Genomic DNA, 25895 nt, shown 5'->3' with positions numbered 1-25895 from the left:
AAATGGCTTTACCGAAACCTCATGGAGGAAAACTAGTTCAAGCATTTGACTCCAATTACAATCTTGCAGGAATTGAAAAAGAAATCCCGATTGATGCCATCGCACTGAGTGATCTAGAGCTGATCGGCGTAGGATTATTCAGCCCCCTGACTGGTTTCCTTGGAAAAGCAGACTATGAATCTGTTGTAGAGAAAATGAGATTAGCAGACGGAACAGTTTGGTCAATCCCTGTTACGCTCCCAGTATCAAATGAAAAAGCAGAGGAGCTTGCAGCTGGGGAGAAATTAAAGCTAGTTAACGAAGGCATTGTTTATGGCGTGATCACAGTTTCTGAATGGTACGAACCGGACTTAAGCAAAGAAGCCCGTGAAGTCTACAAAACAGAAGAACTTGCACATCCTGGTGTAAAAAGGCTGTTCGAACGCGGACCGGTGTATGTTGGCGGTGAAGTAACCCTTATTAAAAAGCCTGGCAAGGGTGTAGCAGAAGATGTTTGGTTCGAGCCTCAAAAAACAAGAGCGTTATTTGAAGAAAAAGGCTGGAAAACCGTTGTTGGTTTCCAAACAAGAAATCCAGTTCACCGAGCCCATGAATACATCCAAAAAGCAGCCCTGGAAACAGTGGATGGACTTTTCCTAAACCCGCTTGTCGGTGAAACAAAGTCAGATGACATCCCGGCAGATGTGCGCCTGAAGAGCTATCGCGTCCTTTTGGAAAATTACTATCCAAAGGATCGTACACAGCTGGCTGTTTATCCGGCTGCGATGAGATATGCTGGCCCTCGTGAAGCGATTTTCCACGCGATTGCCCGCAAAAACTTCGGCTGCACGCATTTCATTGTTGGAAGGGACCACGCCGGCGTAGGCAATTATTATGGTACCTATGATGCGCAGCATATTTTCAGCAACTTTACCGAAGAAGAGCTTGGCATCAAGCCTTTATTCTTTGAACATAGCTTCTATTGCAACAAGTGCGAAGGCATGGCTTCAGATAAAACCTGCCCTCACAGCAAAGAAGACCGCGTCATTCTATCAGGTACGAAGGTTAGGGAAATGCTCCGCAACGGTGAACTTCCGCCATCAACCTTCAGCCGGAAAGAGGTTGTTGAGGTATTAATTGAAGGCATGAGAGAGAAAGAAACGGTTTGAGGGGGGAGGCAGCAAAATGACGAAGGCAACAAACATAACCTGGCATGATGCCACTATATCTAAGGAAGAAAGACGCGCACAAAACGGCCATGGCAGTGTCGTGCTTTGGTTCACAGGCTTATCCGGTTCAGGAAAATCGACCATTGCGAACGCAGTCTCACATGAACTATTTCGACAGGGAATCAATGAATATGTCCTCGATGGAGATAATGTCCGCCATGGATTAAATAAGGACCTAGGTTTTTCAGAAAGTGATCGGAATGAAAATATCCGCCGAATTGGGGAGGTCGCCAAGCTTTTTGTCGACAGCGGAAAAATTGTCACAACAGCCTTTATCTCCCCATTCCGTTCCGACAGAGACGGAGTGAGAGCGCTTTTTGAAGAAGGGGAATTTGTTGAGGTATTCATCGACTGCCCATTGGAAGAATGCGAACGCCGCGATCCAAAGCAGCTTTATGTAAAAGCACGCCGCGGGGAAATTAAGGACTTTACCGGAATTGATTCTCCCTATGAAGCACCTGATTATCCGGAAATAACCGTTCGGTCTGATCAATTCTCAGTTGAAGAAGCGGTAGAACAGATTTTAAGTTATCTCCGCGAAAAAAATATTTTATAAAAATCGGGAGTCTCTTTTGTGGAAGAGGCTCCTTTTCTAAAATAATTCCTACTATTTCACTCTGAAAAATGGTATTATAAAAATCAATTAGAATAAAAGCTTAATAAATGACTGTATAAGTATATATAAAATCAAAACTGTTTTGGTATAGTTTGTTGCATTTGGGCGGTTAACTGAGTATAGCGTCTGAGTTGATTGGAGCGGAGGGCACTTGACTCCTGCGGGAGGAGAGGGGGTGAGAGACCCCACAGACGAAGCCGAGGAGGCTCTCATTCCTCCCCGCGGAAAGCAAGTGCCAGCAGCGGAAATCAACGGGCATCATTTACAAACTAAAACAACAATCAATGAGAAAACAGGCAAAACAAAAAAACATTTTAGAAAGGACGATCATGATGGTGACGGGAAAAGTTTATTTAGTGGGTGCAGGTCCGGGAGATCCCGAATTAATTACTGTCAAAGGAATGCGTTGCCTTCAGGAAGCGGATGTCGTTCTTTATGATCGTCTCGTGAATCCGGAACTTTTAAAATATGCCAAAAAAGAAGCGCAGCTCGTATACTGTGGGAAACTTCCAAATCATCACGTTATGAAGCAGGAAACGATTAACCATCTTCTTGTCAAATATGCTAAAAAGGGACTCCAGGTTTGCCGCTTAAAGGGAGGAGATCCTTTTGTTTTCGGAAGAGGCGGTGAAGAAGCGGAAGAGTGTGTGAAAAATGGCGTCGCGTTTGAAATCGTTCCAGGCATTACTGCAGGAATTGCAGCTGCAGCCTATGCAGGCATTCCTGTCACACACCGGACCTTAAGCAAGAGCTTCGCGTTTGTCACCGGCCACCAAGCAGGAAATGAGGAAGCTGAGCACCAATGGGCTCATTTGGCTCATGCGGTAGACACCATTTGTGTCTACATGGGTGTATCGCATTTGCCAAACATCGTGAAGAATTTACTGGACAATGGAAAATCCCCGCAAACACTAATTGCACTTGTACACTGGGGAACCCTGGGAGAACAGCGGACTGTAACAGGTACTCTAGCCAATATTGAACAGAAGGTAAATGAGGCCAATATCGCAAACCCTAGTATGATCGTTATTGGCGATGTAGTTAAGCTCCACGATAAAATTAACTGGTTCGAAGAAGAAGTTTTGCCCCATTTACCGGTTATGCAGGGGTAGAGTGAACCTATTTGTGGTATAGGAGGAAGGGAGCTATTTTATGCGCCCCTATCCAAGAAATATGCGCCCGTTTCAGTCAAATGTGCGTGGCTAACCGCAATTTGTGCGAGACTTTTAAGGATTTATGCGCAGAAACCAAGTTTAGGATCGGCCTGCCAAGAAATATGCGCAGACTAAGAAAGTTTACGCGTGAGCTTCTGCAAAAAGTGCGCGACTTCAGGAGATTTATGCGCAAGGATCCAAATAATTAGCGGCTTTGATGATATGTTTCATTCACTAAAGTAATTGCGTCCATATAACGAATGACGCGTAATTTCTCGTTTAAGGAGCAATTACCTGCTTTCGGAGCAAATCCCGTTGAAATCAACTCAATTCCTTTAGGGAGCGACGCATACCATACAAGTCACGACGCATATTTCCTCATTAATGACGCAATTACCTGCATTTGGCGTAAATTCCGTTGGTATCGACGCCATTCCATTAGAGAACGACTTATAATTCCTCGTGGCGTTAAGCAGGAATTATAAGTTGTTACTGGAGTAGAGTAAAATAAATCATGCCAAACTGCTGCTCACTCGTTATTTTGCTTATTAAAAATAGTAGTTCCCAAAGTCTCTTTATTTATCTCAAACTATCAAGGAAGGAGTCCCCATATGAAAGCGATTTTATATATCGGCCATGGAACCCGTTCGAAACAGGGTGCTGCGGAAGCAAATCTTTTTACAGAGAGTGTCATAAAAAAGGTGAAGCATCCCATTCAGCAGCTGAGCTTTCTCGAACTCACAGAACCAACAATAGAACAAGGGTTTGACAGCTGTCTCCAGGAAGGCGCTACGGACATAACCATAGTCCCTCTATTTTTGCTGGCAGCAGGCCATATTAAGCAAGATATTCCCGACGCACTTGCCCCTCTAATAGAAAAGCACCCTAATATAAGCGTAACAATGGCCGATCCTTTTGGCGTGCAGGGCAGAATCCTGGACGCAATTGCTGAACTGGTCACTATAGAAGCCGAGCCATTTAGTCTGAATGATTCCATCTTGATAGTCGGCAGAGGAAGCAGCGACCCATCAATACAAGAATCATTCCACTCAATCGCACAAGGGATCAGCCAGCGTCTTGGCATAAAAGAGGTCCACGTGTGTTATTTGGCTGCTGCGTCCCCATCTTTCCAAGAAGGTCTAGATTCCATATGCGAAAAAGCTAGTGGTCGAATTATTGTCATCCCTTATCTTTTATTTGCAGGACTTCTATTGAGTGAGGTTAAAAAGGAGGTAAAAAAGAAGAAAAAACAGGTACACTCGATTTTACTAACTGGTGCTTTGGGAAGCCATCAGGTTATACAGGATATTGTCATAGAAAAAGCTAACGGAAAGGAGAATGCCAGTGCAGCCGCTAGTCATTAATTTAACTGGCAAAAAAATTGTTATTGCGGGCGGGGGCAGGGTGGCATTCCGTAAAGCGATGGTGCTAGATGCAGAACAGGCCGATATTATGTTTATTGCACCTGATTTTTCAAAAGATGTCATTGGGCTTGCCAACCAAAAAGGGTATGAGCTGGTTCACCGTGAAGCCTATCCAGAAGACTTTAAGGATGCATTTCTCTCCATCCTGGCTACCAATAATCGAGAAATTAACCATACTCTGGCCAAGTCGCTTGCGCCTACACAGCTAGTTTGCGTTGTAGATGAATCCCGAGAAGGGAATGTGACTTTTCCGGCTACTGTCTGCCGCGGCCATCTTCAGGTTGCCGTCACTTCAAACGGTGCTAGCCCCAAGCTTACCCGCAAACTGAAAAAAGAATTGGAAGAGCAATTTAATGATAGCTGGACGGGATATACTGCCTTTTTGGCACAATGCCGTGAGCATATCAAAAGGCTTCCAATCTCTTTGGATGAAAAAAATAAGCTTCTGGCAGAATTGTTGGATGACCGATATCGCGTACATGAAGATGCACGCAAGGAAAAATGGAACCATTTGCAATCATTACATTTATCTAATTAATTCAAAAAACCGTGTTTTGGACACGGTTTTTTGTTTTGGTTTTATTGTGCATCTTCACTATGGTAAATTAAAACCAACAAAACAGGAAGGCGGGAGGTATATGGAGTTTTTGACTCATGAGCTGGCTCAGGAAATAGTGGAACGGACGATGAAAATATTAAATAGGAATATAAACGTTATGAATGCGGAGGGCATTATCATTGGGTCGGGTGATCGCGAGAGGATTAACCAAATTCATGACGGGGCAGTTTTAGTATTAAAAAAAGCTGAAAGCGTGGAAATTGATGAATCAAAGGCTTCAGAATTAAAAGGATCAAAGCCGGGAATTAACTTGCCAATCCGTTTTAATAATCAAATTGTAGGTGTTGTCGGTATTACGGGAGAGCCGGAGCAGATCCGCAATTATGCAGAGCTTGTAAAAATGGCGGCAGAACTCGTGCTAGAGCAATCTTTTTTGCTGGAGAGAGTGCAATGGAAGCAGCGTCTGCAAAGTGAAATTGTCAATCAGCTGATTTCTGATGAACATATAAATGAAGTATGGATAAAAGAGCGGGCCGGCTTTCTCGGTATCGATCTTCAACAGCCCAGAGCAGCGATGGTACTTAAACACTCAGGCAAACAAGAAACAACTAATCAACAGCTAATCAGCGCCATTCAATTTGAACTAGGAAAACAGGATTTAACAGGTGTAACTTTTAATGATGAAATAGTGATTCTTAAAGCGGGATCCCAATTCGAACGGAAAGCTTTCTTAAATCGGCTTGTCAAAGCAATAAAGGAAAAAACCATTGTCGGATGCGGCAGTCTGGCAGAAACCATCAAAGAAACGAAGACTTCTTTCCAGCAGGCACAAAGAGTTCTCATGCTTGGACAAAAGTTGGAGCCAGATGCCGATTTTTACCTATATGAGGATTACCGGCTGGAAGTTACGCTATCCAAACTGGCACAAACTGAGCAGGCTGGCAATGCTTTCTCTTTTTACGATCGGCTGCTTGAGCAGGATAAGAAAGGGGAATTGGCCCATACCCTGGATTTTTACATAAAAGAAGGCGGAGAGCTGAACAAAATCGCGGAAAGCTTATTTATTCATCGCAATACACTCAGATACCGTCTGGATAAAATAACGGAACTAACAGGAAAGGATCCTAGAAATATAAAGAATTTAATGGAACTGTATATAGCAAAAATATTAAATGATCTTCGCTGATTGTGCATATGCACAATTAATTGAAAATTCCATTCAGTTATTTCATCTTCATTCACAATGTAATAAGCACGGCAAACGCTTACAATAGATTCATAAGCAAACAAGCACCTTGGGAGGTTTTCATATGGATGTTACTGTAAGCGCTTTAGGGGCCATAAGTGCCTTAGTGATTGCTATTCTATTAATCTTGAAAAAAGTGCCGCCTGCGTATGGGATGGTTGCCGGTGCATTAATTGGCGGCTTGATCGGCGGTGTAGATATTACAAATACCGTGAATTTAATGATGGAAGGCGCCAAAGGAATCATTCCAGCAGTCCTGAGAATTCTCGCAGCAGGTATTCTGGCAGGTGTCCTGATTGAATCAGGTGCTGCATCCTCCATTGCTGAAACAATTGTAAAAAAATTCGGAGAGACCCGGGCACTGCTGGCATTGGCAGTAGCGACGATGATTTTAACAATGGTCGGTGTTTTCGTCGACGTAGCCGTAATCACAGTCTCACCAATCGCTCTAGCCATTGCAAAGAGAGCTAGGCTGTCAAAAATGGCAATTTTGCTTGCGATGATCGGCGGCGGTAAAGCTGGGAACATTATGTCACCGAATCCGAATGCCATTGCTGCATCAGATGCATTTGGCGTTCCGCTTACATCCGTTATGGCTGCGGGAATCATTCCGGCTGTTTTTGGACTGGCTGTTACGTACATCATTGCCAAGAAACTCGTAAATAAAGGTTCAGCCGTGATGACTGAAGATGTGGAAGTGCCAGACAATACAAAGCTCCCGTTATTCTTTACAGCTATGATCGCACCGCTGGTTACAATTATTTTACTGGCGCTGCGCCCATTATTTGATATCAATATTGACCCAATGGTAGCTCTGCCAATCGGAGGTATAGTAGGTGCCATTGCAATGAGAAAAACAAGAAAAATCAATGACTATGCTGTTTCCGGTCTAAGCAAAATGTCTGGCGTAGCCATCATGCTATTGGGAACTGGAACATTGGCAGGCATTATTGCCAACTCAGCATTAAAAGATGTCATCATTAATGCATTAAGCTCATCGGGTCTACCTGCTTATCTGCTGGCGCCTGCTTCAGGTATTTTCATGTCTGCAGCAACAGCATCAACAACTGCTGGTACTGCAGTAGCGAGCGGCGTCTTCGGCAGCACGATTTTAGGACTGGGTGTATCCGCATTGGCTGGAGCTGCCATGATCCATGCTGGTGCCACCGTACTTGACCACTTACCGCACGGAAGCTTTTTCCATGCCACTGCAGGCAGCGTCAATATGGAGATTAAAGAACGCTTAAAACTGATGCCATACGAGTCTCTGGTCGGTTTAACACTCGCAATCATTTCAACTCTCGTATTTGGAGTCTTTAAGCTTTTTGGATAAGGTGAAACTTCCCACAGTTGGATGCTTTTTCAGTCCCACAAGTGGATAATTGAACCAATCGGGTATTTACAGGCAGTAGACTCCCTGGCCAGAATTCTCTTTGAACTCTTGGGCTTTTTGAAATGGAGTCTTACTGCCTGTTAATGGGCGAAAAGAAAGGGAGATGTCTAATGATGAAAATAGTAATTGCGCCTGACTCCTTTAAAGAAAGTTTATCGGCTCTGGAGGCTGCCAATGCGATCGAAAGAGGCTTTAAAGCTATTTTTCCAAATGCCGAGTACAGGAAAATGCCGATGGCGGATGGCGGGGAGGGTACTGTCCAATCCCTTGTTGATGCTACGAATGGGACAATCGAGGAACGGACAGTGACAGGCCCGCTGGGAGAACCGGTTCAAGCATTCTTTGGTATAATGGGAGATGGAAAAACAGCTGTAATTGAAATGGCAGCTGCTTCAGGTTTGCATCTCGTCCCTGCTGAAAAAAGAAACCCCCTAATCACTTCGACAAGAGGGACAGGAGAATTAATTGCGGCTGCACTGGATCTAGGCGTTAAGCAAATTATCATCGGAATTGGCGGAAGCGCTACAAATGATGGAGGCGCCGGAATGGTCCAAGCATTGGGTGGAAGGCTGCTTGATGAAACAGGCAATGATATTGGCCCTGGCGGCGGCTCTCTCGCAAAACTGGTTTTTGTAGATTTATTAGAATTAGATGCCAGATTGAAAGACGTTCATATCGAAGTAGCCTGTGACGTGGATAACCCGTTAACCGGACCAAGAGGAGCATCTGCGATTTTCGGACCGCAAAAGGGCGCAACGCCTGAAATGGTAGAATTGCTTGATCAAAACCTGGCCCATTTTGCTGATGTGGTAGAAAAATCTCTCGGCAAATCCTTTCGCGATTTAGACGGCGCAGGTGCTGCAGGCGGACTTGGGGCAAGCCTGCTTGCCTTTCTGAATGCTGATTTAAAAAGAGGGATTGATATAGTCCTTAACGCAGTAAATTTCGACGCTGAAGTTCAAGATGCAGATTTGGTGATAACTGGTGAAGGGCGGATCGACAGCCAAACCATTTACGGTAAAACGCCAATCGGTGTGGCGAAAGCAGCTAAGAAATATGGGGTATCTGTGATCGGCCTTGCGGGTTCATTATCTGATGATAGCCACGTCGTTCATGAACATGGGATTGATGCGCTATTCAGTATTGTACCAGGCGTTATTATACTGCCTGAAGCTTTTGAACATGCTGCAGTTTACATGGAAAGGTCGGCCAGAAACATCGCTGCGATAATGAAAATGATAAAAAAGATTTAGTTGGGAAGCTGTGAAATGCAGTTTCTTTTTTTTTAGAAAAAAAGGCTTAGACGCTATCCAAAGAGAATATGTTTTTAAAGAATATTTAATTGGAGGCTATGTTGATGAAAGCAATTATTGTTCCCGAATACGGCAAGCCCGAGGTACTTACATACACGGAAATAGATATTCCAAAAATCAAATCGAATCAGATATTGATTAAAGTTGAAAAAACAAGTGTCAATTATGCTGATGTGAAAGCAAGATATGGCCAGGGAGGAAATGGCCGGTTTCCGTTTATTCCAGGATTGGATGCGGCGGGCGTAATTGTTGAAACGGGTTCTGAGATTACCAGGTTTCAAAAGGGTGATCGGGTCATTGCGTTTCCGGCAGAGGGTTCGTATGCAGAGTATATCGCTGCCGATGAAAATTTGACATTTTCGATTCCGGATGAAGTCAATTTTGAAACAGCCGCTGCCTGCCCGACGGTTTCTTTTTTATCCTATAAAATGCTGGAAGATATTGCCCGTCTGGAAAAAGGTGAAACCGTTCTGGTTCACTCTGCTGCAGGGGGCGTGGGCACCACAGCGATCCAAATGGCAAAAATCTTAGGTGCAGGAATAGTAATCGGAACAGTTGGGAGTGAAGCGAAAGTTCCTGTTGCTCTGGAAGCTGGAGCTGATCATGTCGTTGTTTATGAAAGGGAAAACTTTGCAGATAAGGTGAACAGTCTTACAGAAGGAGAGGGTGCAGATATTATTTTGGATTCATTAGCGGGCCCCATCACCCAGCAAAACTTTGGCTGCCTTGCCGATTATGGACGAATGATACAGTTTGGCAATTCAACCGGAGAAACCGGCGTGATTAAAACAAACCATCTGCATAAAAGCTGCCGCTCTGTTTTAGGCTACAGCCTTGGAACGACCCGAAAAAAACGCCCCGAAACATTGAGTGAAACGGCAAATCAGGTAATGCATTATTTAAAAGAAGGCAGGCTTAACGTACAAATAGGCCACAGGTTCCCGTTAGAAGAAGCAGCTGCTGCCCACAAGCTAATCGAAAGCAGGCATAGCACCGGAAAGATTTTATTAAATATACGATAATTTTATTATGTTAACTAACATAAAATTCAGACTCCCAAAATCATCTGATATAGGCTGTTTCTCGGTTATATCTCTAAATCGCGGATAAAGTGAAAAATTCTCGGTTATATTCAAATTTCCGCGGATAAAATGCTGTCTGCCAGTATTCTTAAGCTGATTAATAGCTGAATTTTTATAAAAACAGGCCTACTATGTTCGTTTTCAGCCCCAAAAAACTCAATTTTGCCCATTCTGCGTTTGAATACCACTTTTTAAGGAAGAAGTCTCAACGACTATCTTTAGTCTAATGACTTTAAAGCCACTAAAAAGAAGGAGTGAAGCTTATGTCGAAGGATCCAATTGAATTAACAAAAATGACTATTTATCCGGAAGACACAGCGAATAAAGTGAAAAGCGCCTACATAAGCGGTTTTCAGCAGCCTGTATACTTTGGCGTCCACGGCGGCGTCAAGCAATTTTATGGGGTCGAACCGGAAGTGGAGCATCCTTCTACACTCGACCATATTGTTGCAGCTGCTGGCGGCTGACTGGTTGGAACATTAGCAGGCGCGTCAAATTCCCATTACTAAAGATAAATTGCGGGCAGATGTTCAAGGTGTAATTGAGGCACCTGAAGGCGTCTTGAAAATAACCACTATCCGCACAAAATTCAACCTGCTTATTCCTAAAGGCAAAAGAGAAACAGCAGAGAGGGTCTTAAATGTTTTCGAAAAATCCTGCCCCGTTGCACAGACGCTTAAAGGGGCAATAAACATGGAGAACACATGGGAAATTACCGAGGAATAGATAAATAAAAAGGACTGATTCCAGTCCTTTTCTAATTTCCCCAAACCAAGATCCTGATAAAATAAGCTACCATCGTAAACAAAGCTACCGGAACTCCAAATCGCGCCCATTCTTTACTCGTAATTTGCAGCTTGCCGGCTGCTATTATATTTGGGATGTTGCCGGGAATGAGCATTCCGCCGCTAATGAGAAGTCCAAGCAGAATGGATTGAACGGTAAAATGGTCCATAGATGGACTGATTTCAGCGGCTGCCAGCGTCGCATTATCCAAAACGGCTGAAATCATATTAATCCAATACAGCAGCAATGGGTTTAGGCCAATCAAGAAATGATTGATCAGCGGTTCAAAACCGGCACCCAGCAGGGTCAGCCCCATCACAAAAAAATAGATCTTCAGTGCACGTACAAGAATCTCTTCATAGCTTTCACCGGCTGGCTTTTTGCTGAAAGAACCCTTTCCTGATACGGGCCGTTTTACAAAAAGGGCTGCCAGGATCCCGAAAAACAACAATGCTATCCCTATTTCCGTTCCCACCAATTCAAGCAAAAAGAAGAAGTCTTCATTTAATTTGCTAATAGCAATGGTAGAAAGCGGCTCTCCAATGGGGGTCAAAGCAGCTCCAAGCCCGATTGAAAAACAAGCCAGGACCGTAAGACGGATTTCAGACGCCCGATCCAGCCGAAGGGCACTGACAACCAGTACCAACACTAATGCAGCGATTATGGCTGTGATGATGCTCGATATTAATCCAAGCAAAATGACGACCAGAGCTGCAAATAAGCGAAATGGCAGCCTGCTGCTCACAGAAAGTATGCAGCTTTCCAGTTTTGCCTGAAACCATTTAAAGAGTAAACCGGCTATAAATACTGCAAGTGTAATATTTATTGGGTCATAGGCTGCTTTTAAAAAGAGCGTGCTATTCATGACACCGCTCGACAATGCCGCAGACAGCCCCATCACGAACAGAAACATCTCAAGGTTTTTTTCCACATGTTCCGAAATAAACGGCAGCAGTAGGACAAGAATGAAAATAACCAGTAAACCAATAATCATCATCTATCTCCAATTGGTTATTTTCCAAGCTATGCACAAGGAATACTACAATCGTATGCTTTAAGCGGGACAAACTTTCCATAAAAAAATCCCTGCGGCTGACTGCGCAAGGGATTTTAATAAAGAAAATCAGCTATAATCATTTAAGACTGTTCCTTTTAAGTCAAATTCCGGTTCATGACTTTGCACGGCATTGGAAACGTTAGGAGTTGTCTCTGCGGTTTGCATTTCTTCATTAACAGAAGATAATGGGGTAGTTTCGCTGCGTTCTTTTTTTTCTGAATAGCTCGACAAGTTCATCAACTCCTTTACAATATTAGTTTTTTAATTCCTATTTATTACATATATTCAAACATGCAATTTTTGGAAGTTGTTTAAGGGAGATAATTATATCTTTTCCAAAGAAGAAAATTTTATGTATATAATGTATAAGTTTATATTGTACAGCCCAAATAATTTTAGAGTATATAAGTGTGCAAATACGGACAAAATTTAATAAAATGTTAGATTATAGAAGCCTGAATTCAAATTTCCCCCTTAAAAAGACGATACAAAATTTAATTAAATGCCCGTATGTAATCAAAAATGCTCAATGTTTCAAGCTTACCTTGCGCAGACGATCGCCTTAGACTATTTAAATACAATAAATAAAGCATACCAAAGGGTGAGATTTTGGTTATTTTTCGACTATTCAATCCTTTGAGCATATCCCTTTCAGTATGTTAAGATGTTATTTTATTTAAAACCTTATTGATATTAAAATAGATTTCTAGAGAGGAAGTTCAGCTTGGATAAACGCATCTATTTATTGGCGATCATTTCGTTTGTTGTTGGAATGGTGGAACTTATTATAGGGGGTCTGCTGGATCTTGTAGCAAATGATCTTGGTGTCAGCCTTGGACAGGCCGGGCTTCTGATTACTGTCTTTTCACTTGCATTTGCAATAGCAGCGCCTATTTTGCTTACCTTAACTGTAAAAATGGAGCGCAGCGGCTTAATGATGATTTCTTTGATTGTCTTTTTAGCCGGCAATATTGTTGCAGTTTTCAGTCCATTTTACAGCTTTTTGTTAGTTGGGCGAGTTCTGGCAGCCACAAGCGGTTCGCTGCTGATTGCTTTATGTATGACAATGGCATCTTATATCGTAACTGAACAATACCGTGCACGTGCCATTGGGATTGTGTTTATGGGAATAAGCGCATCTCTTGTACTGGGTGTGCCGATCGGCCTTATGCTTGGAAATGCATTCGGTTGGCGTGCTCCATTCATGCTCATTTCTGTACTGACAGTATTATCAATGGCAGGCGTCTACTTCTTTATGGGAAAAGTGGCTCCAAAGCCTGCTGTTCCAATTGGCGTACAGCTTAGGACGCTGAAAAGCAGAAAGATCGCTCTGACGCAAATTACGTCTTTTTTATTAATGGCAGGCCATTTAACTTTTTATGGTTACTTAACACCCTTTTTGAAAATGAAGATGGGACTGGACGGCAACTGGGTCAGTATTGTTTACTTAGTCTTTGGAATTGCGGCCGTAATCGGCGGGGGAATTGGTGGATTACTGGCTGACCGCTTTGGCGCAAAGCCTGTCATCCTTATTGTAATTGCAATGTTCGGGATTACAATTTTTTCATTGCCGTTCGCAGCCTTTTCATTGCCGCTCTTCCTGATGGTTGTTATCATATGGAGCATGCTAAGCTGGGCTATCACACCGGCTATTCACAGCTACTTAATTGAAGTATCGCCGGAAACATCTGATATTCAGCAAACTTTGAACAACTCTGCCGTACACATGGGAATGGCATTCGGCAGCATGATCGGCGGAATCATGATCGAATCAACATCCGTTGAACTCAATGCTGCAGCTGGAAGTGTCTTTGTTGTTATCGCTCTTGGAACTGCTGCACTCTCCATGGCGAAAAAAGAAAGAGGCTTAACAGCCGCAGAAAGCTTTAAAAAGTAAAAAACGCCAGGCTCTCTAATAGAGTCTGGCATTTTTACTATTTACCAGAAACTTCAATAATGGTAAAATTCATACAAATTAAAGGGGGGGGTGGAGCTTTGTGCGGATTTCTATTATCATCATTACATTTCTTGCGAGTATCCCTGGGAGTTTCTTTGTTTTCCCTTTTATAGACTCACAGAATTGGCCCACATTAGCTGAAAGCCTAACATTTGGGTTGTATTTTGGCATAATTATTTATACTGTATTGAAAATTGAGGAAAAATTAAATTTACAAAATAAAAAAATCGGTGTAACTACTGGACTTTTTCTTGTAGTAGGATTGCTCTTGTTTCCCCTTTTAACTGAACTAATCATAAATGGTGATCTGCCATTTTTTCAATAAAACCTCAATCTGTGGAGATGAGATTGAGGTTTTTTAATACGAAAAAAAGACAAATTATTTAAATAATTTTTAAAATAACCGATATATATATTGATATATTTTCTCCAAGTCAACTATAATCGGAAATGCAGGCGGAAATTATAGAGAAGAAAGGTTATATATGGAAGTTCATTTTTTTAATATAATGATATGAAAAAAGGGGTCTACCTATGAGTCAATTTAGCTACATGTTTCGCACACTTGTTGTCGTGATTCCCAGCGTCCTGTTAATTGGTCTTGGTGTGGTTTTCGGCAACCAGCTTGAAGGGATCGCCTTTTGGGCTACTATCTGCAGTATGATGGTGATGGGGACATTGGTTGGTGTTCTTTCTTCCATCATTAATTACCGAAAATTCATTGCGCCAATTGCAAAAATTAATGCTTACCTCAATGAACTTGCAGATGGAAATATGTCCAGCCGATTAGATGAAAAATCGGTAGGACAGCTGGGTTCCATTGCAGCAGCACTAAACCATACAGCTGCTGCATGGCAGGAAGTGCTGAATAAAGTTGTAACCGCTTCAAATGAAGTCACACAATATGCTCAGCAGCTTTCAAGCGGTGCCGAGCAAACAAACATGGCATCAAGCCATATTGCGGAAGTGATAGAAGAAGTGGCAACAGGGGCGGACAATCAGGTGAAAGGTGTCAACACGGCATCTGATGTGATCATGCAAATGTCTGACAGCCTTGCCCAAGTGGCTGCAAACTCTGAACAGGTGACAGAGCAAATCAATGATTCTCTTGAAAAAGCAAATCATGGGTCTGAATCCATTTCAACAGCAGGCTGCCAAATGAATTCCATCCATGAAAATGTCCAGGATTTATCCAAAGTCGTTAAAGGATTAGGCCAGCGTTCACAGGAGATTGGCAAAATCATTGAAGTGATAACAGGAATTGCTGCTCAAACGAATTTACTGGCATTAAATGCAGCGATCGAAGCAGCACGTGCAGGTGAACAGGGGAAGGGCTTTGCGGTTGTAGCGAACGAGGTCCGAAACTTGGCTGAAAAATCTGCAGAATCTACTTTGCAAATTAGTCAATTGATCTTACAAATCCAAGAGGAGACAAACCAGGTTGTTCAAACGATGGATACCGTCAACCATGAGGTAACAGAAGGCATAGATGTAATGAAGGATGCAGGTGAATCCTTCAAACAAATCCAGCAATCCGTCAGCAGTGTTACCCAGCAAATGGAGGAAGTCGCAACTGCCATCCAGCAAATGTCTGCCGGCTCCCAGCAAATGGTCCAATCCATGGATGAAATCTCACATGTAGCAAACGAATCGGCCATGGCTACACAAAGCGTACTCGCTTCTACTGAAGAACAGGCCGCTTCCATGGAAGAAATCTCAACTTCAGCAGACCGGTTAACAGGCATGGCTGAGGATTTAAAAGGATTAATTAGCAGGTTTAGATTATAAAACAAAAGAGTTTAGGCCATGGAACCTAAACTCTTTTTGTTTTTATTCATTTATTTTATCTAGCATGCTGATCGTATCTACAAGATGATTATTAAAAATATGGCGCGCCACAGTAAGGAGGTCAATAATCATCGGATCTCTTAACGAATAGATGACCCGGTTGCCGTCCTTCGTACCGGTTACAATATTTTTAGTCCTGAGTACGGTTAGCTGCTGGGAAACGGCGGAGCCTTCACTGCCAACCAAACTTTGTATTTCATTTACACTTTTATCGCCCTCCGCCAGAAGCTCCAAAATTCTGATTCGGAGCGGGTGGGCAAGAGCTTTGAAAAAATCTGCTTTGAATTGCTGCATATCAAGAGTCAATGTATGATATCCTCACTTTCCTGAGTCATGGCGTTGAGATTGCTTTTTCTCCTGCTTGATAGATCGATCCGGATAGTTTTCCGCATTCCTTAAAGGCAAAATGCCTGCATCCAAGGCACTTATTTTCGTCAATTAACCTAAGTGCATGGTTGATGGCATCCCCGGTATGCTCGAAAATATGCTCTTTACCAATCATATCGTATAATCCCGTTTTCATTAAGAGGTTTTTGGGCTGCGGCTGAATGCCAGATATTAAAATAATGCCATGCTTTGAAAAATTTTGCACGATATGGTCAAAATTAGACTCGCCCGTTGTATCCATAAATGGAACCCGGCCCATTCTCAAAAGGAGAATGCCTGGCTTGTAATGAATGGTGGCCATAATGGTATGCGAAAATGTTTGGGCCGCTCCAAAAAATAATGGACCCTCAATATTGAAAATACTAATCTGCGGACAATCATGATGCTCGGAAACCATCTGCGACTGTACCTTTTTATGTTTGTTTTTCTGGTTCGGCAAAGCTTTTACGGTTACAAGATGATCACTCATTCTCTTGGTAAACAGAATGACAGCCATTAACAAACCGATTTCAACCGCAACTGTTAAATTGATAAAAACCGTTAATAAAAACGTGACGACGAGAACAAGGGAATCTTCGGTCTTTGTTTTTAAAACATGGTAAAATACTTTTCTTTCACTCATATTCCAGGCAACGACCATTAATATAGGGGCCATGCTGGCAAGCGGAATATGGGATGCATAAGGTGCAAAAAGCAGTAAAACGAGCAAAACCATTATACCGTGAATGACGCCGGAAAGAGGGGAGGCTGCCCCGTTTTTAATATTGGTGGCTGTTCTCGCAATTGCACCAGTGGCAGGAATCCCACCGAAAAGCGGGGTAATCATATTGGCGATTCCCTGTCCGGCCAGCTCCCGATTGCTGTTATGCCGTGTATTTGTCATTCCATCTGCCACAACTGCAGACAGCAATGACTCGATCCCGCCAAGGATGGCGATCACAAATGCAGGACGTAGGAGCTCAATCACTTTTTCTAAAGTAAAATCCGGAATAGCGAACTTTGGAAGTGTTTCGGGAATTTCCCCAAAAGAAGAACCAATGGTGGCTACATGATTAGGAAAAAATACAATTACGGCGACAGTTGAAAGCAGCAAACCAAACAGGGGACCCGGCACCTTCGGAAAAAGCTTTGGAGTAAGGATGATCCCTGCAAGGCATATGATTGCAGTCAGAACACTATAAAAATTGGTGGTATGAATATGGCTAGCAATCTCTCTGATATTATCGATAAAATACTCATGGCTCTCAACACCTTTGAGCCCTAAAAAATTCGCAATCTGGCCAGTGAAAATAATCACGGCAATCCCCGATGTAAAACCAATCGTAACAGGCTTCGGGATGAATTTTATCAAGGAACCAAGCCGGAAAACACCCATTAAAAAGAGCATAACACCCGCAAGGAAACCTGCAATTAATAAATTTTCATACCCATACGTCATCACTATCCCGAACAAAATCGGAATAAACGCACCAGTCGGCCCGCCAATCTGGAATTTTGAACCGCCAAGAAGGGAAATCAAAATCCCGGCAATAATCGTCGTATAAATACCATACTCAGGCTTAACACCCGATGCAATCGCAAAAGCCATACCCAATGGAATGGCAATAATCCCGACAATGATCCCAGAAAGCAAATCCCTTTGAAAACTCTGAAGTGAATACCCCGAATATCTTCCGGTAAAAAACCACTTACTTTTCATTATGAACCCTTCTTTTTGTTTTTATATTTAAATTTTAGTATATCTGATTATTTGAATATACTATGATAATTTAAAAGAGTAAAGAAGGAATTTACATATTTTAAAAGAATAAAATAAGATAAAAGGAGAGGATTTTTTTGATAGAAAAGGAAAGATGCATCCCCGAGATGATCCTTAAACTAGAAGCATTACTAAAACGCATGCCTGAAATGGAACAAGGGAAGGAGAAAGTAAGATCGGAGTTAAACAAAAGGAATGCAGGATATAAAGGAGAGCAGAAGCTGGATTACTATTTAAGTTTTTTGGATGAAAAGGAATATAGGATTTACCACGGGCTGCGGCTTACGAACGGGAAGCATTATTTCCAAATTGATACCCTGCTTGTCACCAGGAAGATGGCATTCATTCTGGAAGTAAAAAACTGGAACGGAACAATCATCTTTGACCCTGAATTTCATCAGTTAATTCGCGTTCAAAACGATAAACAAGAAGCTTTCCACGACCCCATTTCACAAGCAGAACACCAAAGCCGCCAATTAAGAAAATGGCTGCAGGACCGTGGATTCACCTACATCCCCATTGAATTTGCCGTTATCATCAGCAGTCCTTCCACAATAATCAAATCCCCAACAAATCAGATTTCCAATAGGGTCATTCATGCACACCGCTTAATCCATAAAATTACATCTATAGAAAAAACACATACTGCTGAGAGATTGACAGAAAAAGAATTAAAGAAGTTGAGTAGGATACTATTAAAGAAACACGTTTTGCAAGAAATCGATATATTGGAGTATTTTAATATAAAATTGGATACTATTCTAACGGGAGTCTACTGTCCCAAATGCTCTGCACTGCCCATGATCTTCCATTGGGGAAAATGGCGCTGCCCAACCTGCAAAACATCATCCGCCATAGCTCACCACCAGGCGATAAAAGATTACTTCCTCTTAATCAATCCCACAATTACAAATGCTGAATTTCGGAGGTTCACCCACATAACATCTGTTTATACTGCTTCTAAATTACTTGCCCAAATGGACCTTGAGCAAGGGGGAGAAAAGAAGAATAGAGTATATAAAAAACCAGCGAATTAGGAGGGATTTTCTAAAAATGTGAACTTTGCAAAAAAATTAAGAAAACTAGCAAATAAATTATGATTTTTAGCAAAGAAATTTTTCAAACTAACTAACAAAATCAATATTTAGCAAACAATTCATCTAAACTAGCAAATAAATTTTTTCAACCAATGTTTCATGTATGAAATCAGCACGTTCTTTGAATCTTATAAAAGATTAAAAACAAAAAAAGCCATCAACAATGGCTTTTTCCTATAATTACACAATTCCTGCCTTCAATAGCATCCCATCCAACGGCCGTTCCATGACTGTTTCCATCCACTTTGCTGTTTCCAGTATTGAAGCAAGGTCAGTATCCGTATCAATCCCCATTCCATGGAACATATTGATCATATCTTCGGTACACACATTCCCAACGGCTTTCGGCGCAAACGGGCAGCCGCCAAGTCCGGCAATAGAAGAATCAAATCTCCTGACGCCAGCCTGATAACCAGCTAAAACATTTGCTAATCCCAAACCGCGTGTATTATGAAAGTGGAGTCCGAGTGAAAGATCCTTGCCAAATGTATCCAAGAATGAATTTACTACTTCTTGTACCTGATTTGGATTTGCCATTCCCGTTGTATCAGCCAGTGTAATTTCCGTGCAGCCAGCTTCCAAAAACTTCTCTGCAACTTTCAACACATTTTCTAAAGGAACTTCACCTTCAAATGGGCAGCCAAATGCCGTTCCCAATACACCAGCCACACCTTTACCAGATGCAGTTCCTTCATTAATAACCAATGAGAGCTCGCCAACAGCCTGGTCAACTGTTCTTTTAGCATTTCTTAAATTAAATGAATCGCTCGTAGTCGTTACAACATGGAGAAAATCCACATTGGTTTTCAGTGCCCGTTCAAGTCCGGATCGGCTCAAAACCAAGCCTCCAAACCGAACATCATCTCTTTTAGGAAGCGATTTCAAAACTTCTTCCGCATCAGCCATTGGAGGAACAACCTTTGGGTTAACAAAAGAAACAGCTTCGATATTGCGAATCCCAGCTTCAATTAATTTATTAATCAGCTCAACCTTTTGTGCTGTTGGCACAATTTTACATTCATTTTGCAAGCCATCTCTTGGACCTACTTCACAGATTTCAATCATTTTCCTTCCTCCTTTAATAGATGAATGTTTTTGATTTGTTCCAGGTGCTTAAGCACATGGTCACGGCCCTGGTAAATATGTTCGTGCATAGCGATTCTGGCCCGTTCCGATTCACGGCTTTTGATTGCCTCCAAAATTGTTTTATGAACCTCAAGGGATTGTTTGAGCTGAAAGCTGTTATACCAATAAAAGGACCTAAACACGATGGGAACAACCACGACTTTAGAAATATGGAAATGGATATGTTCATTGTTTGAAGCGGCAACAATCGCCTCATGGAATTTTTGGTTTACCTCCACAATATCCTTGAGGCTGTCCATATCTGATTCCACATTACGGTTGATTGCTTCCTCATATAATACATTGGCTTTTTCCATTTTCAGCAAATCGTCCTCGGTTCGATGGATCGCCGCCTGGCTGGCAGCATATCCTTCTAAAAGAGTCCGCAAATCATAGATCTGGCGAATATCCTCTTTCGTAAAATGTCTTACACTTACACCTCGTTTTAAAGGGATTACAAGACCTTCAGCTTCAAGCTGTTTTATTGCTTCTCTGATAGGCGTGCGGCTAAGGTTCATTTCCTTAGCCAATGATTCTTCTGCAAGCCTCATTCCTGGAACAAACTTTCCCTCAATAATTGCGTCTTTTATAAATTCGTATGCATCCATAGTAACACCTCAATTGCATTGTATACAAAAGGGATTATCTTTTCAATAAATATTCTGAAAATTAATGATTAAATAGTGAATTATTCACATTTTCCATTTAATTTAAAAAAAAATTTAAAATAGCAATTGACTTATTGTATACAAACGCTTAAATTTGTATACAAGATTGAGAAAATTTAAATTTTCGCTAACATTCCAGAAATTACAGGAGGAAAAAACATGTCTGAAAAACAGCTTCCATTGGAAGATATAAGGGTGATCGAGCTTGGAACTCTATTAGCAGGCCCATTCTCCGGGCGTCTCCTCGGGGACTTTGGAGCAGAAATCATTAAGGTTGAACCCCCAGGAAAGTCAGATCCAATGAGGAACTGGGGAAAGTCGAAAGATGGAATCGGATTATGGTGGCCGATCCAATCCCGCAATAAGAAATCAATCACTCTCAATCTGCGGGAGGAAGAAGGACAAGAGGTTCTAAGAGAACTCATTAAAGAAGCAGATGTGGTCATTGAAAACTTCCGGCCGGGAACGATGGAAAAATGGAATCTTTCATACGAGACCCTATCAGAAATTAATCCAAGATTAATTATGGTCCGTACTTCCGGCTACGGCCAGACGGGACCTTATAAACACCGTGCAGGCTTTGGCAGTGTAGGAGAGGCAATGGGAGGGCTCAGAAATGTAACCGGTTTCCCGGACCGTCCGCCTTCAAGAATTGGTGTCTCCATTGGTGATACATTGGCAGCACTTTTTGCCACAATCGGCTGTCTGGTTGCCCTTCATGAAAGAGAGCGTTCAGGAAAGGGACAGGTTGTCGATACTGCACTATATGAATCGGTATTCTCTATCATGGAAAGCATCATTCCGGACTATTTGCTTGCCGGCTACATAAGAGAGCGAATGGGCAATATTCTGCCAGGTGTGGCTCCATCCAACATTTATTTTACACAGGATAAAACCTATATTGTAATCGGCGCCAATGCAGATGGAGTATTCCGTCGCTTATGCGAAGCAATGGAACAGCCTGAACTTGCCGATGATCCAAGGTTCGCTACCCACCACGCCAGAGGAGAAAATATGAAGCTCCTTGACTCCATGATCGAAGAATGGACGAAGACACTTCCGGCAAAAGAAGCGCTCAAAATTCTGGAAGAAAAAGGAGTGCCATCCGGTCTCATTTATTCAGCTAAAGATATTCTTGAAGATCCTCATTATAAAGAACGCGACATGATTATAAAAGTCGAACACCCGGAACTGGGAGAATTCCCGATGCCTGGAATTGTGCCAAAATTAAGCAGAACACCAGGAGAAGTGAAACATGCCGGCCCTGAGTCCATGGGCAAACATAACGAAGAAATCTATTCCGGATTGCTTGGTTTTAGCGAAGATAGATTAGAAGAATTGAAGAAAAATAATATCATTTAGGAGGGCTTCGAATGGGGAAGACCTTATATGAAAAAATTTGGAATAAGCATGTCGTACATGAAGAAGGTGATCAGCCTTCCATTTTGTATATTGACCTTCACTTAATCCATGAAGTAACGTCACCACAGGCTTTTGAAGGCTTAAGAATGAACAACCGCAAGGTGAAAAGGCCTGAATTAACAGTTGCCACTATGGATCACAGCATCCCAACAACAGATCGCACTTTGCCTTTCAGAGATGAAGTCGCGAAAAAGCAAGTAGATGCGTTAGCTCAGAACTGCAAGGATTTTGGGATACCGCTGTTTGACCTGCACAGCCCCAACCAGGGAATCGTCCATGTCATTGCTCCAGAGCTTGGCATTACCCAGCCTGGCATGACAATCGTGTGCGGGGATAGCCATACCTCAACCCACGGGGCATTTGGCGCTCTTGCATTCGGAATCGGTACAAGTGAAGTGGAACATGTCCTTGCCACGCAAACACTAAAGCAGTTCAAAGCAAAAACATTGGCAATTAATATAAACGGGGCACTTCCCCGGGGCACAACTTCCAAAGATTTGATTCTTTCGTTAATCGGAAAATACGGCCATGATTTTGCGACAGGTTACGTGGTGGAATACCGTGGGGAAGCCATCCGAAATCTATCAATGGAAGAGCGGATGACCGTTTGCAATATGAGCATTGAAATGGGGGCAAGGGCCGGACTTATTCAGCCAGACGAAAAAACATTTGCCTATTTAAAAGGCAAACAGGCAGTGCCGCAGGGCAAAGAATGGGAAGAGGCTTTGACTGAATGGAAGCAGTTTTATACAGACAAAGATGCGAATTTTGATTTATCAGTTGAATTCGATGCTTCTCATGTAACCCCTCAGGTTACGTGGGGAACGAATCCGGGACAGGTTGCAGGGATAACAGAAGCAGTTCCATTATTGGAAAACCTTCCATCAGACCAGGTTAAGCCAGCGAAAAAAGCTCTGCAATATATGGGATTGGAACCTGGTATGCCAATAACGGAAATAGAAATAAACAAAGTATTTATCGGTTCCTGTACAAACAGCCGGATTGAAGACCTGCGCAAGGCGGCAAAAATAGTAAACGATTACAAGGTGGCTGATCATGTGGAAGCGCTGGTTGTTCCTGGTTCGCAGCTTGTTAAAAAGCAGGCTGAAGCAGAGGGGATCCACCAAATTTTTATCAATGCCGGTTTCCAATGGAGAGAAGCTGGATGCAGCATGTGCCTTGGCATGAACGAAGACCTGGTTCTTCCGGAGGAGCGCTGTGCTTCTACATCAAACCGCAACTTTGAAGGCAGACAGGGCAGAAATGCCCGTACCCATTTAGTCAGCCCGGAAATGGCGGCAGCTGCTGCGATTGCAGGGCGATTTGTGGATGTGCGGGAATGGCCTGCCAGAGAAAGCAAGGAGGTCATTGTGAAATGAAGTCTTTTACAAGATTTACAGGAATCGTTGCTCCTCTTGACGCAGCCAATGTTGATACAGATGCCATCATTCCAAAGCAATTTTTAAAAAGGATTGAGAGAACGGGTTTTGGAGAATTCCTTTTTTACGAATGGAGATATGAAGATGGCAAAGAAAAAACGGATTTCGTTTTGAATAAAGAACCATACCGCCATGCGCCCATTTTATTGGCCCGCAAGAATTTTGGATGCGGTTCATCCAGAGAACATGCTCCTTGGGCAATTGCCGAATATGGAATTAGAGTAATAATTGCCCCGTCCTTTGCAGATATTTTTTACAATAATTGTTTTAAAAATGGCGTTCTGCCAGTCATTCTGCCTGAAAAAGATTTAGAATTTCTATTTGAAAAAACCAGCAAAATGCCGGGATACCAATTAGCAATCGATTTGGAGAAGCAAAGAATCGAAGACACATGGGGATATATGGCTGAGTTCGAGGTAGCCCCTTACCGGAAAAATCAATTGTTAAAAGGCCTTGATGAAATTGGATCGACCCTCCAAGCAGCTGAAAAAATAAACTCCTTTGAATCAACGCATAAAATTTTTTATAAGCTGGAGGTTTCATTTTAAACAATAGGGAGGCAGCAAAATGAAAAATGGGCAAGTCAAGGAACCTATCCACAAGAAGTGGATTTGGATCGTTCTCGCATTGATTACATTAGGAATTGTACCCTGGTATTTTCCGGCAGCGGCGACAGAGCCGTATATTCTTGGATTCCCATTATGGGCATTTATCTCGACTATTTTTTCAATCATTTTATGCGGGTATTTAAGCTGGCTTTGTGTGAATGAGTGGAATATCGTTGAAGATCAGGAAGAGGCTGATAAAGCAAAGGGGGATAAAGGATGAATGAATTAGCTTTTGCAGGCACGGATGGAATTATCATTTTATCTGTGTTTGCAATCGTCATGCTGTTAATTGGCTATCTGTCTGGCAGAGGTGAGAAAAATATTCACGAAAGCCTTTCAGGGTACTATCTGGCCGGAAGAAACCTAGGCTTTATCGCATTGTTTTTTACTCTTTATGCAACACAGTACAGCGGTAATACGATTGTCGGATATGCTCCAACAGCCTACCGGACTGGCTTCTCCTGGCTGCAGTCGATTTCCTTCATGACTATTATTATAGCGATCTATTTATTATTTGCACCTAGATTATATGTCATTGCGAAAAAGAGAAACTTCGTTACCCCAACGGATTGGATTCAGCATCGTTTTAAATCTAAGGCCGTTACTTTACTGAGTATATTCCTTATGCTTTGGGGGCTGGGGAACTATCTGTTAGAACAGCTGGTTGCGATCGGACAGGCCGTTTCTGGTATGACAGGCGGAACAATTCCTTACCAAATCGCTGTAATTGTTTTTGTTATCGTTATGCTTGCTTATGAATGGATGGGCGGTATGAAGGCAGTAGCATTCACAGATGTCATGCAGGGAATTATACTGATGATTGGAATCGTTGTCTTCCTTATTGGTGGATTATATCTGGCAGGTGGCAGTTTTGGAGATGTAACCCGTTATATCGCTGAAATGGAACCTGCCAAAACAGCTGTTCCTGCACTGGACGTAAACATTAACTGGTTCAGTATGCTCCTTCTTGTAGGTTTGGGGGCGAGCATCTATCCTCATGCCGTACAAAGGATTTATTCAGCACAAAGTGAAAAAACATTGAAAAAATCATTCTCCCGTATGGCATGGATGCCTCCTATAACAACTGGGCTTGTTTTTCTAGTTGGGATCATCGGAATTATGCTTTTCCCTGGGTTGGATAAAACAGGTTCCGAACAGCTTGTTGGACTAATGGCTAATGAAATTGCAGCAATTAATCCATTTTACTACTGGGTTATGATTATCTTCTTTGGTGGAATCGTTGCTGCGATTATTTCAACTGCTGACTCTGTTTTACTAAGCTTTTCTTCCATGTTATCGAATGATGTATATGGTAAATTTATCAATCCAGGTGCCACGGAACATAAAAAAGTTATGGTAGGTAAAGTAGGCGGGATTATTGCGATTGTACTTTTACTGTGGATCGCCTGGAATCCGCCGGGAACGCTTTATGAAATCTTTGTTTTAAAATTTGAGCTGCTTGTACAGGTATTCCCTGCTTTTGTACTCGGATTATATTGGAAGCGCTTATCAGGCAAAGCCGTTTTCTGGGGAATGCTTGCGGGTGCATTATTGGCTGGCCTTCTGACGATAACAGGATATAAAACAATCTTTGGCATTCATGGGGGAGTAATTGGATTGGCTTTAAATTTCCTCATTTGTGTAGGAGGTTCGCTATTAGCTCCGGCAGTGTCAAAAAACAAGGTTCTAGAGGAAGATTTGACTGCGCTAAATTTGAAGGCTTAAAAGCCATTAAAAGAGATGAATT

General features: G+C 42.3%; 25 protein-coding genes. 19 read left to right on the top strand and 6 right to left on the bottom strand.

Features of this window, described 5'->3' with window-relative positions:
• Nucleotides 1-2: 2 nt before the first annotated feature.
• From sat to IQ19_RS29205, 11 genes are all read left to right on the top strand, one after another.
• Complete coding sequence (sat, locus tag IQ19_RS00295) at nucleotides 3-1148, top strand: sulfate adenylyltransferase (protein ID WP_144538779.1); 1146 nt, start codon at nucleotides 3-5, stop codon at nucleotides 1146-1148.
• Nucleotides 1149-1164: 16 nt separating this feature from the next.
• Entirely contained in the window at nucleotides 1165-1764 is a 600-nt protein-coding gene (gene cysC / locus IQ19_RS00290) for an adenylyl-sulfate kinase (RefSeq protein WP_144538777.1), read from the top strand.
• A 395-nt stretch (nucleotides 1765-2159) separates the two neighbouring features.
• Nucleotides 2160-2936 (top strand): uroporphyrinogen-III C-methyltransferase, encoded by a 777-nt coding sequence (gene cobA, locus IQ19_RS00280; RefSeq protein ID WP_144540010.1) that lies wholly within the window; start codon nucleotides 2160-2162, stop codon nucleotides 2934-2936.
• A 653-nt stretch (nucleotides 2937-3589) separates the two neighbouring features.
• Complete coding sequence (locus tag IQ19_RS00275; RefSeq protein ID WP_144538773.1) at nucleotides 3590-4342, top strand: sirohydrochlorin chelatase; 753 nt, start codon at nucleotides 3590-3592, stop codon at nucleotides 4340-4342.
• Entirely contained in the window at nucleotides 4323-4940 is a 618-nt protein-coding gene (locus IQ19_RS00270; protein ID WP_144538771.1) for an NAD(P)-dependent oxidoreductase, read from the top strand. Before IQ19_RS00275 ends, IQ19_RS00270 begins: the two co-directional genes overlap by 20 nt.
• Nucleotides 4941-5040: 100 nt before the next feature.
• Nucleotides 5041-6147: a sugar diacid recognition domain-containing protein gene (locus tag IQ19_RS00265; protein WP_144538769.1), complete on the top strand. Its 1107-nt coding sequence runs from the start codon at nucleotides 5041-5043 to the stop codon at nucleotides 6145-6147.
• A gap of 124 nt (nucleotides 6148-6271) precedes the next feature.
• Complete coding sequence (locus tag IQ19_RS00260; RefSeq protein ID WP_144538767.1) at nucleotides 6272-7540, top strand: GntP family permease; 1269 nt, start codon at nucleotides 6272-6274, stop codon at nucleotides 7538-7540.
• A gap of 173 nt (nucleotides 7541-7713) precedes the next feature.
• The gene (locus tag IQ19_RS00255) at nucleotides 7714-8853 is read left to right on the top strand and encodes a glycerate kinase (RefSeq protein WP_144540008.1); all 1140 of its coding nucleotides are present in this window, start codon (nucleotides 7714-7716) and stop codon (nucleotides 8851-8853) included.
• Between the two features lie 104 nt (nucleotides 8854-8957).
• A complete protein-coding gene (locus tag IQ19_RS00250) occupies nucleotides 8958-9935 on the top strand; it encodes a quinone oxidoreductase family protein (protein ID WP_144538765.1) in 978 nt (325 codons plus the stop codon).
• Nucleotides 9936-10258: 323 nt separating this feature from the next.
• On the top strand, nucleotides 10259-10462 hold the full coding sequence (locus tag IQ19_RS00245) for a hypothetical protein (protein ID WP_144538763.1): 204 nt from the start codon (nucleotides 10259-10261) through the stop codon (nucleotides 10460-10462).
• A 28-nt stretch (nucleotides 10463-10490) separates the two neighbouring features.
• Nucleotides 10491-10721 carry an OsmC family protein gene (locus IQ19_RS29205; protein WP_144540006.1) on the top strand — a complete coding sequence of 77 codons (231 nt, stop codon included), beginning with the start codon at nucleotides 10491-10493 and terminating at the stop codon, nucleotides 10719-10721.
• Between the two features lie 31 nt (nucleotides 10722-10752).
• On the opposite strand, the gene IQ19_RS00235 is transcribed toward IQ19_RS29205, so the two are convergent.
• Entirely contained in the window at nucleotides 10753-11775 is a 1023-nt protein-coding gene (locus tag IQ19_RS00235; RefSeq protein ID WP_144540004.1) for a DUF1646 family protein, read from the bottom strand.
• A gap of 129 nt (nucleotides 11776-11904) precedes the next feature.
• On the bottom strand, nucleotides 11905-12069 hold the full coding sequence (locus IQ19_RS27935) for a hypothetical protein (protein ID WP_199749375.1): 165 nt from the start codon (nucleotides 12067-12069) through the stop codon (nucleotides 11905-11907).
• Nucleotides 12070-12562: 493 nt separating this feature from the next.
• Between IQ19_RS27935 and IQ19_RS00230 the strand changes: the two genes are divergently transcribed.
• Both IQ19_RS00230 and IQ19_RS00225 read left to right on the top strand, forming a co-directional pair.
• The gene (locus tag IQ19_RS00230) at nucleotides 12563-13735 is read left to right on the top strand and encodes an MFS transporter (RefSeq protein WP_144538761.1); all 1173 of its coding nucleotides are present in this window, start codon (nucleotides 12563-12565) and stop codon (nucleotides 13733-13735) included.
• A gap of 594 nt (nucleotides 13736-14329) precedes the next feature.
• On the top strand, nucleotides 14330-15583 hold the full coding sequence (locus IQ19_RS00225) for a methyl-accepting chemotaxis protein (RefSeq protein ID WP_144538759.1): 1254 nt from the start codon (nucleotides 14330-14332) through the stop codon (nucleotides 15581-15583).
• Nucleotides 15584-15625: 42 nt separating this feature from the next.
• Here IQ19_RS00225 and IQ19_RS00220 read toward each other — a convergent pair whose 3' ends face one another.
• A complete protein-coding gene (locus IQ19_RS00220; protein WP_144538757.1) occupies nucleotides 15626-15949 on the bottom strand; it encodes an ArsR/SmtB family transcription factor in 324 nt (107 codons plus the stop codon).
• Between the two features lie 25 nt (nucleotides 15950-15974).
• Nucleotides 15975-17729 (bottom strand): SulP family inorganic anion transporter, encoded by a 1755-nt coding sequence (locus IQ19_RS00215; protein WP_144538755.1) that lies wholly within the window; start codon nucleotides 17727-17729, stop codon nucleotides 15975-15977.
• A 137-nt stretch (nucleotides 17730-17866) separates the two neighbouring features.
• On the opposite strand from IQ19_RS00215, the gene IQ19_RS00210 reads away from it, so the two are divergent.
• Nucleotides 17867-18826, top strand: coding sequence for a nuclease-related domain-containing protein (locus IQ19_RS00210; protein ID WP_144538753.1), 960 nt, complete (start codon nucleotides 17867-17869; stop codon nucleotides 18824-18826).
• Between the two features lie 240 nt (nucleotides 18827-19066).
• On the opposite strand, the gene IQ19_RS00205 is transcribed toward IQ19_RS00210, so the two are convergent.
• Together IQ19_RS00205 and IQ19_RS00200 are read right to left on the bottom strand one after the other, a co-directional pair.
• Entirely contained in the window at nucleotides 19067-19951 is an 885-nt protein-coding gene (locus tag IQ19_RS00205) for a hydroxymethylglutaryl-CoA lyase (RefSeq protein ID WP_144538751.1), read from the bottom strand.
• On the bottom strand, nucleotides 19948-20619 hold the full coding sequence (locus IQ19_RS00200) for a GntR family transcriptional regulator (protein WP_144538749.1): 672 nt from the start codon (nucleotides 20617-20619) through the stop codon (nucleotides 19948-19950). Before IQ19_RS00200 ends, IQ19_RS00205 begins: the two co-directional genes overlap by 4 nt.
• 219 nt (nucleotides 20620-20838) lie before the next feature.
• On the opposite strand from IQ19_RS00200, the gene IQ19_RS00195 reads away from it, so the two are divergent.
• The 5 genes from IQ19_RS00195 to IQ19_RS00175 are packed head-to-tail and all read left to right on the top strand — an operon-like array spanning nucleotide 20839 to nucleotide 25873.
• Nucleotides 20839-22041 carry a CaiB/BaiF CoA transferase family protein gene (locus IQ19_RS00195; RefSeq protein WP_144538747.1) on the top strand — a complete coding sequence of 401 codons (1203 nt, stop codon included), beginning with the start codon at nucleotides 20839-20841 and terminating at the stop codon, nucleotides 22039-22041.
• 11 nt (nucleotides 22042-22052) lie between these two features.
• Nucleotides 22053-23480, top strand: coding sequence for a 3-isopropylmalate dehydratase large subunit (leuC, locus tag IQ19_RS00190; protein WP_144538745.1), 1428 nt, complete (start codon nucleotides 22053-22055; stop codon nucleotides 23478-23480).
• Nucleotides 23477-24088: a 3-isopropylmalate dehydratase small subunit gene (gene leuD, locus IQ19_RS00185; RefSeq protein ID WP_144538743.1), complete on the top strand. Its 612-nt coding sequence runs from the start codon at nucleotides 23477-23479 to the stop codon at nucleotides 24086-24088. The genes leuC and leuD overlap by 4 nt, the downstream gene beginning before the upstream one ends.
• 19 nt (nucleotides 24089-24107) lie before the next feature.
• Complete coding sequence (locus IQ19_RS00180; RefSeq protein ID WP_144538741.1) at nucleotides 24108-24368, top strand: YhdT family protein; 261 nt, start codon at nucleotides 24108-24110, stop codon at nucleotides 24366-24368.
• On the top strand, nucleotides 24365-25873 hold the full coding sequence (locus tag IQ19_RS00175; protein WP_144538740.1) for a sodium:solute symporter family protein: 1509 nt from the start codon (nucleotides 24365-24367) through the stop codon (nucleotides 25871-25873). Before IQ19_RS00180 ends, IQ19_RS00175 begins: the two co-directional genes overlap by 4 nt.
• Nucleotides 25874-25895 lie beyond the last annotated feature (22 nt).

Source organism: Cytobacillus oceanisediminis (assembly GCF_007830235.1).
GTDB lineage: Bacteria > Bacillota > Bacilli > Bacillales > Cytobacillaceae > Cytobacillus > Cytobacillus oceanisediminis.
This window is presented reverse-complemented; position numbering and strand designations above follow the sequence as displayed.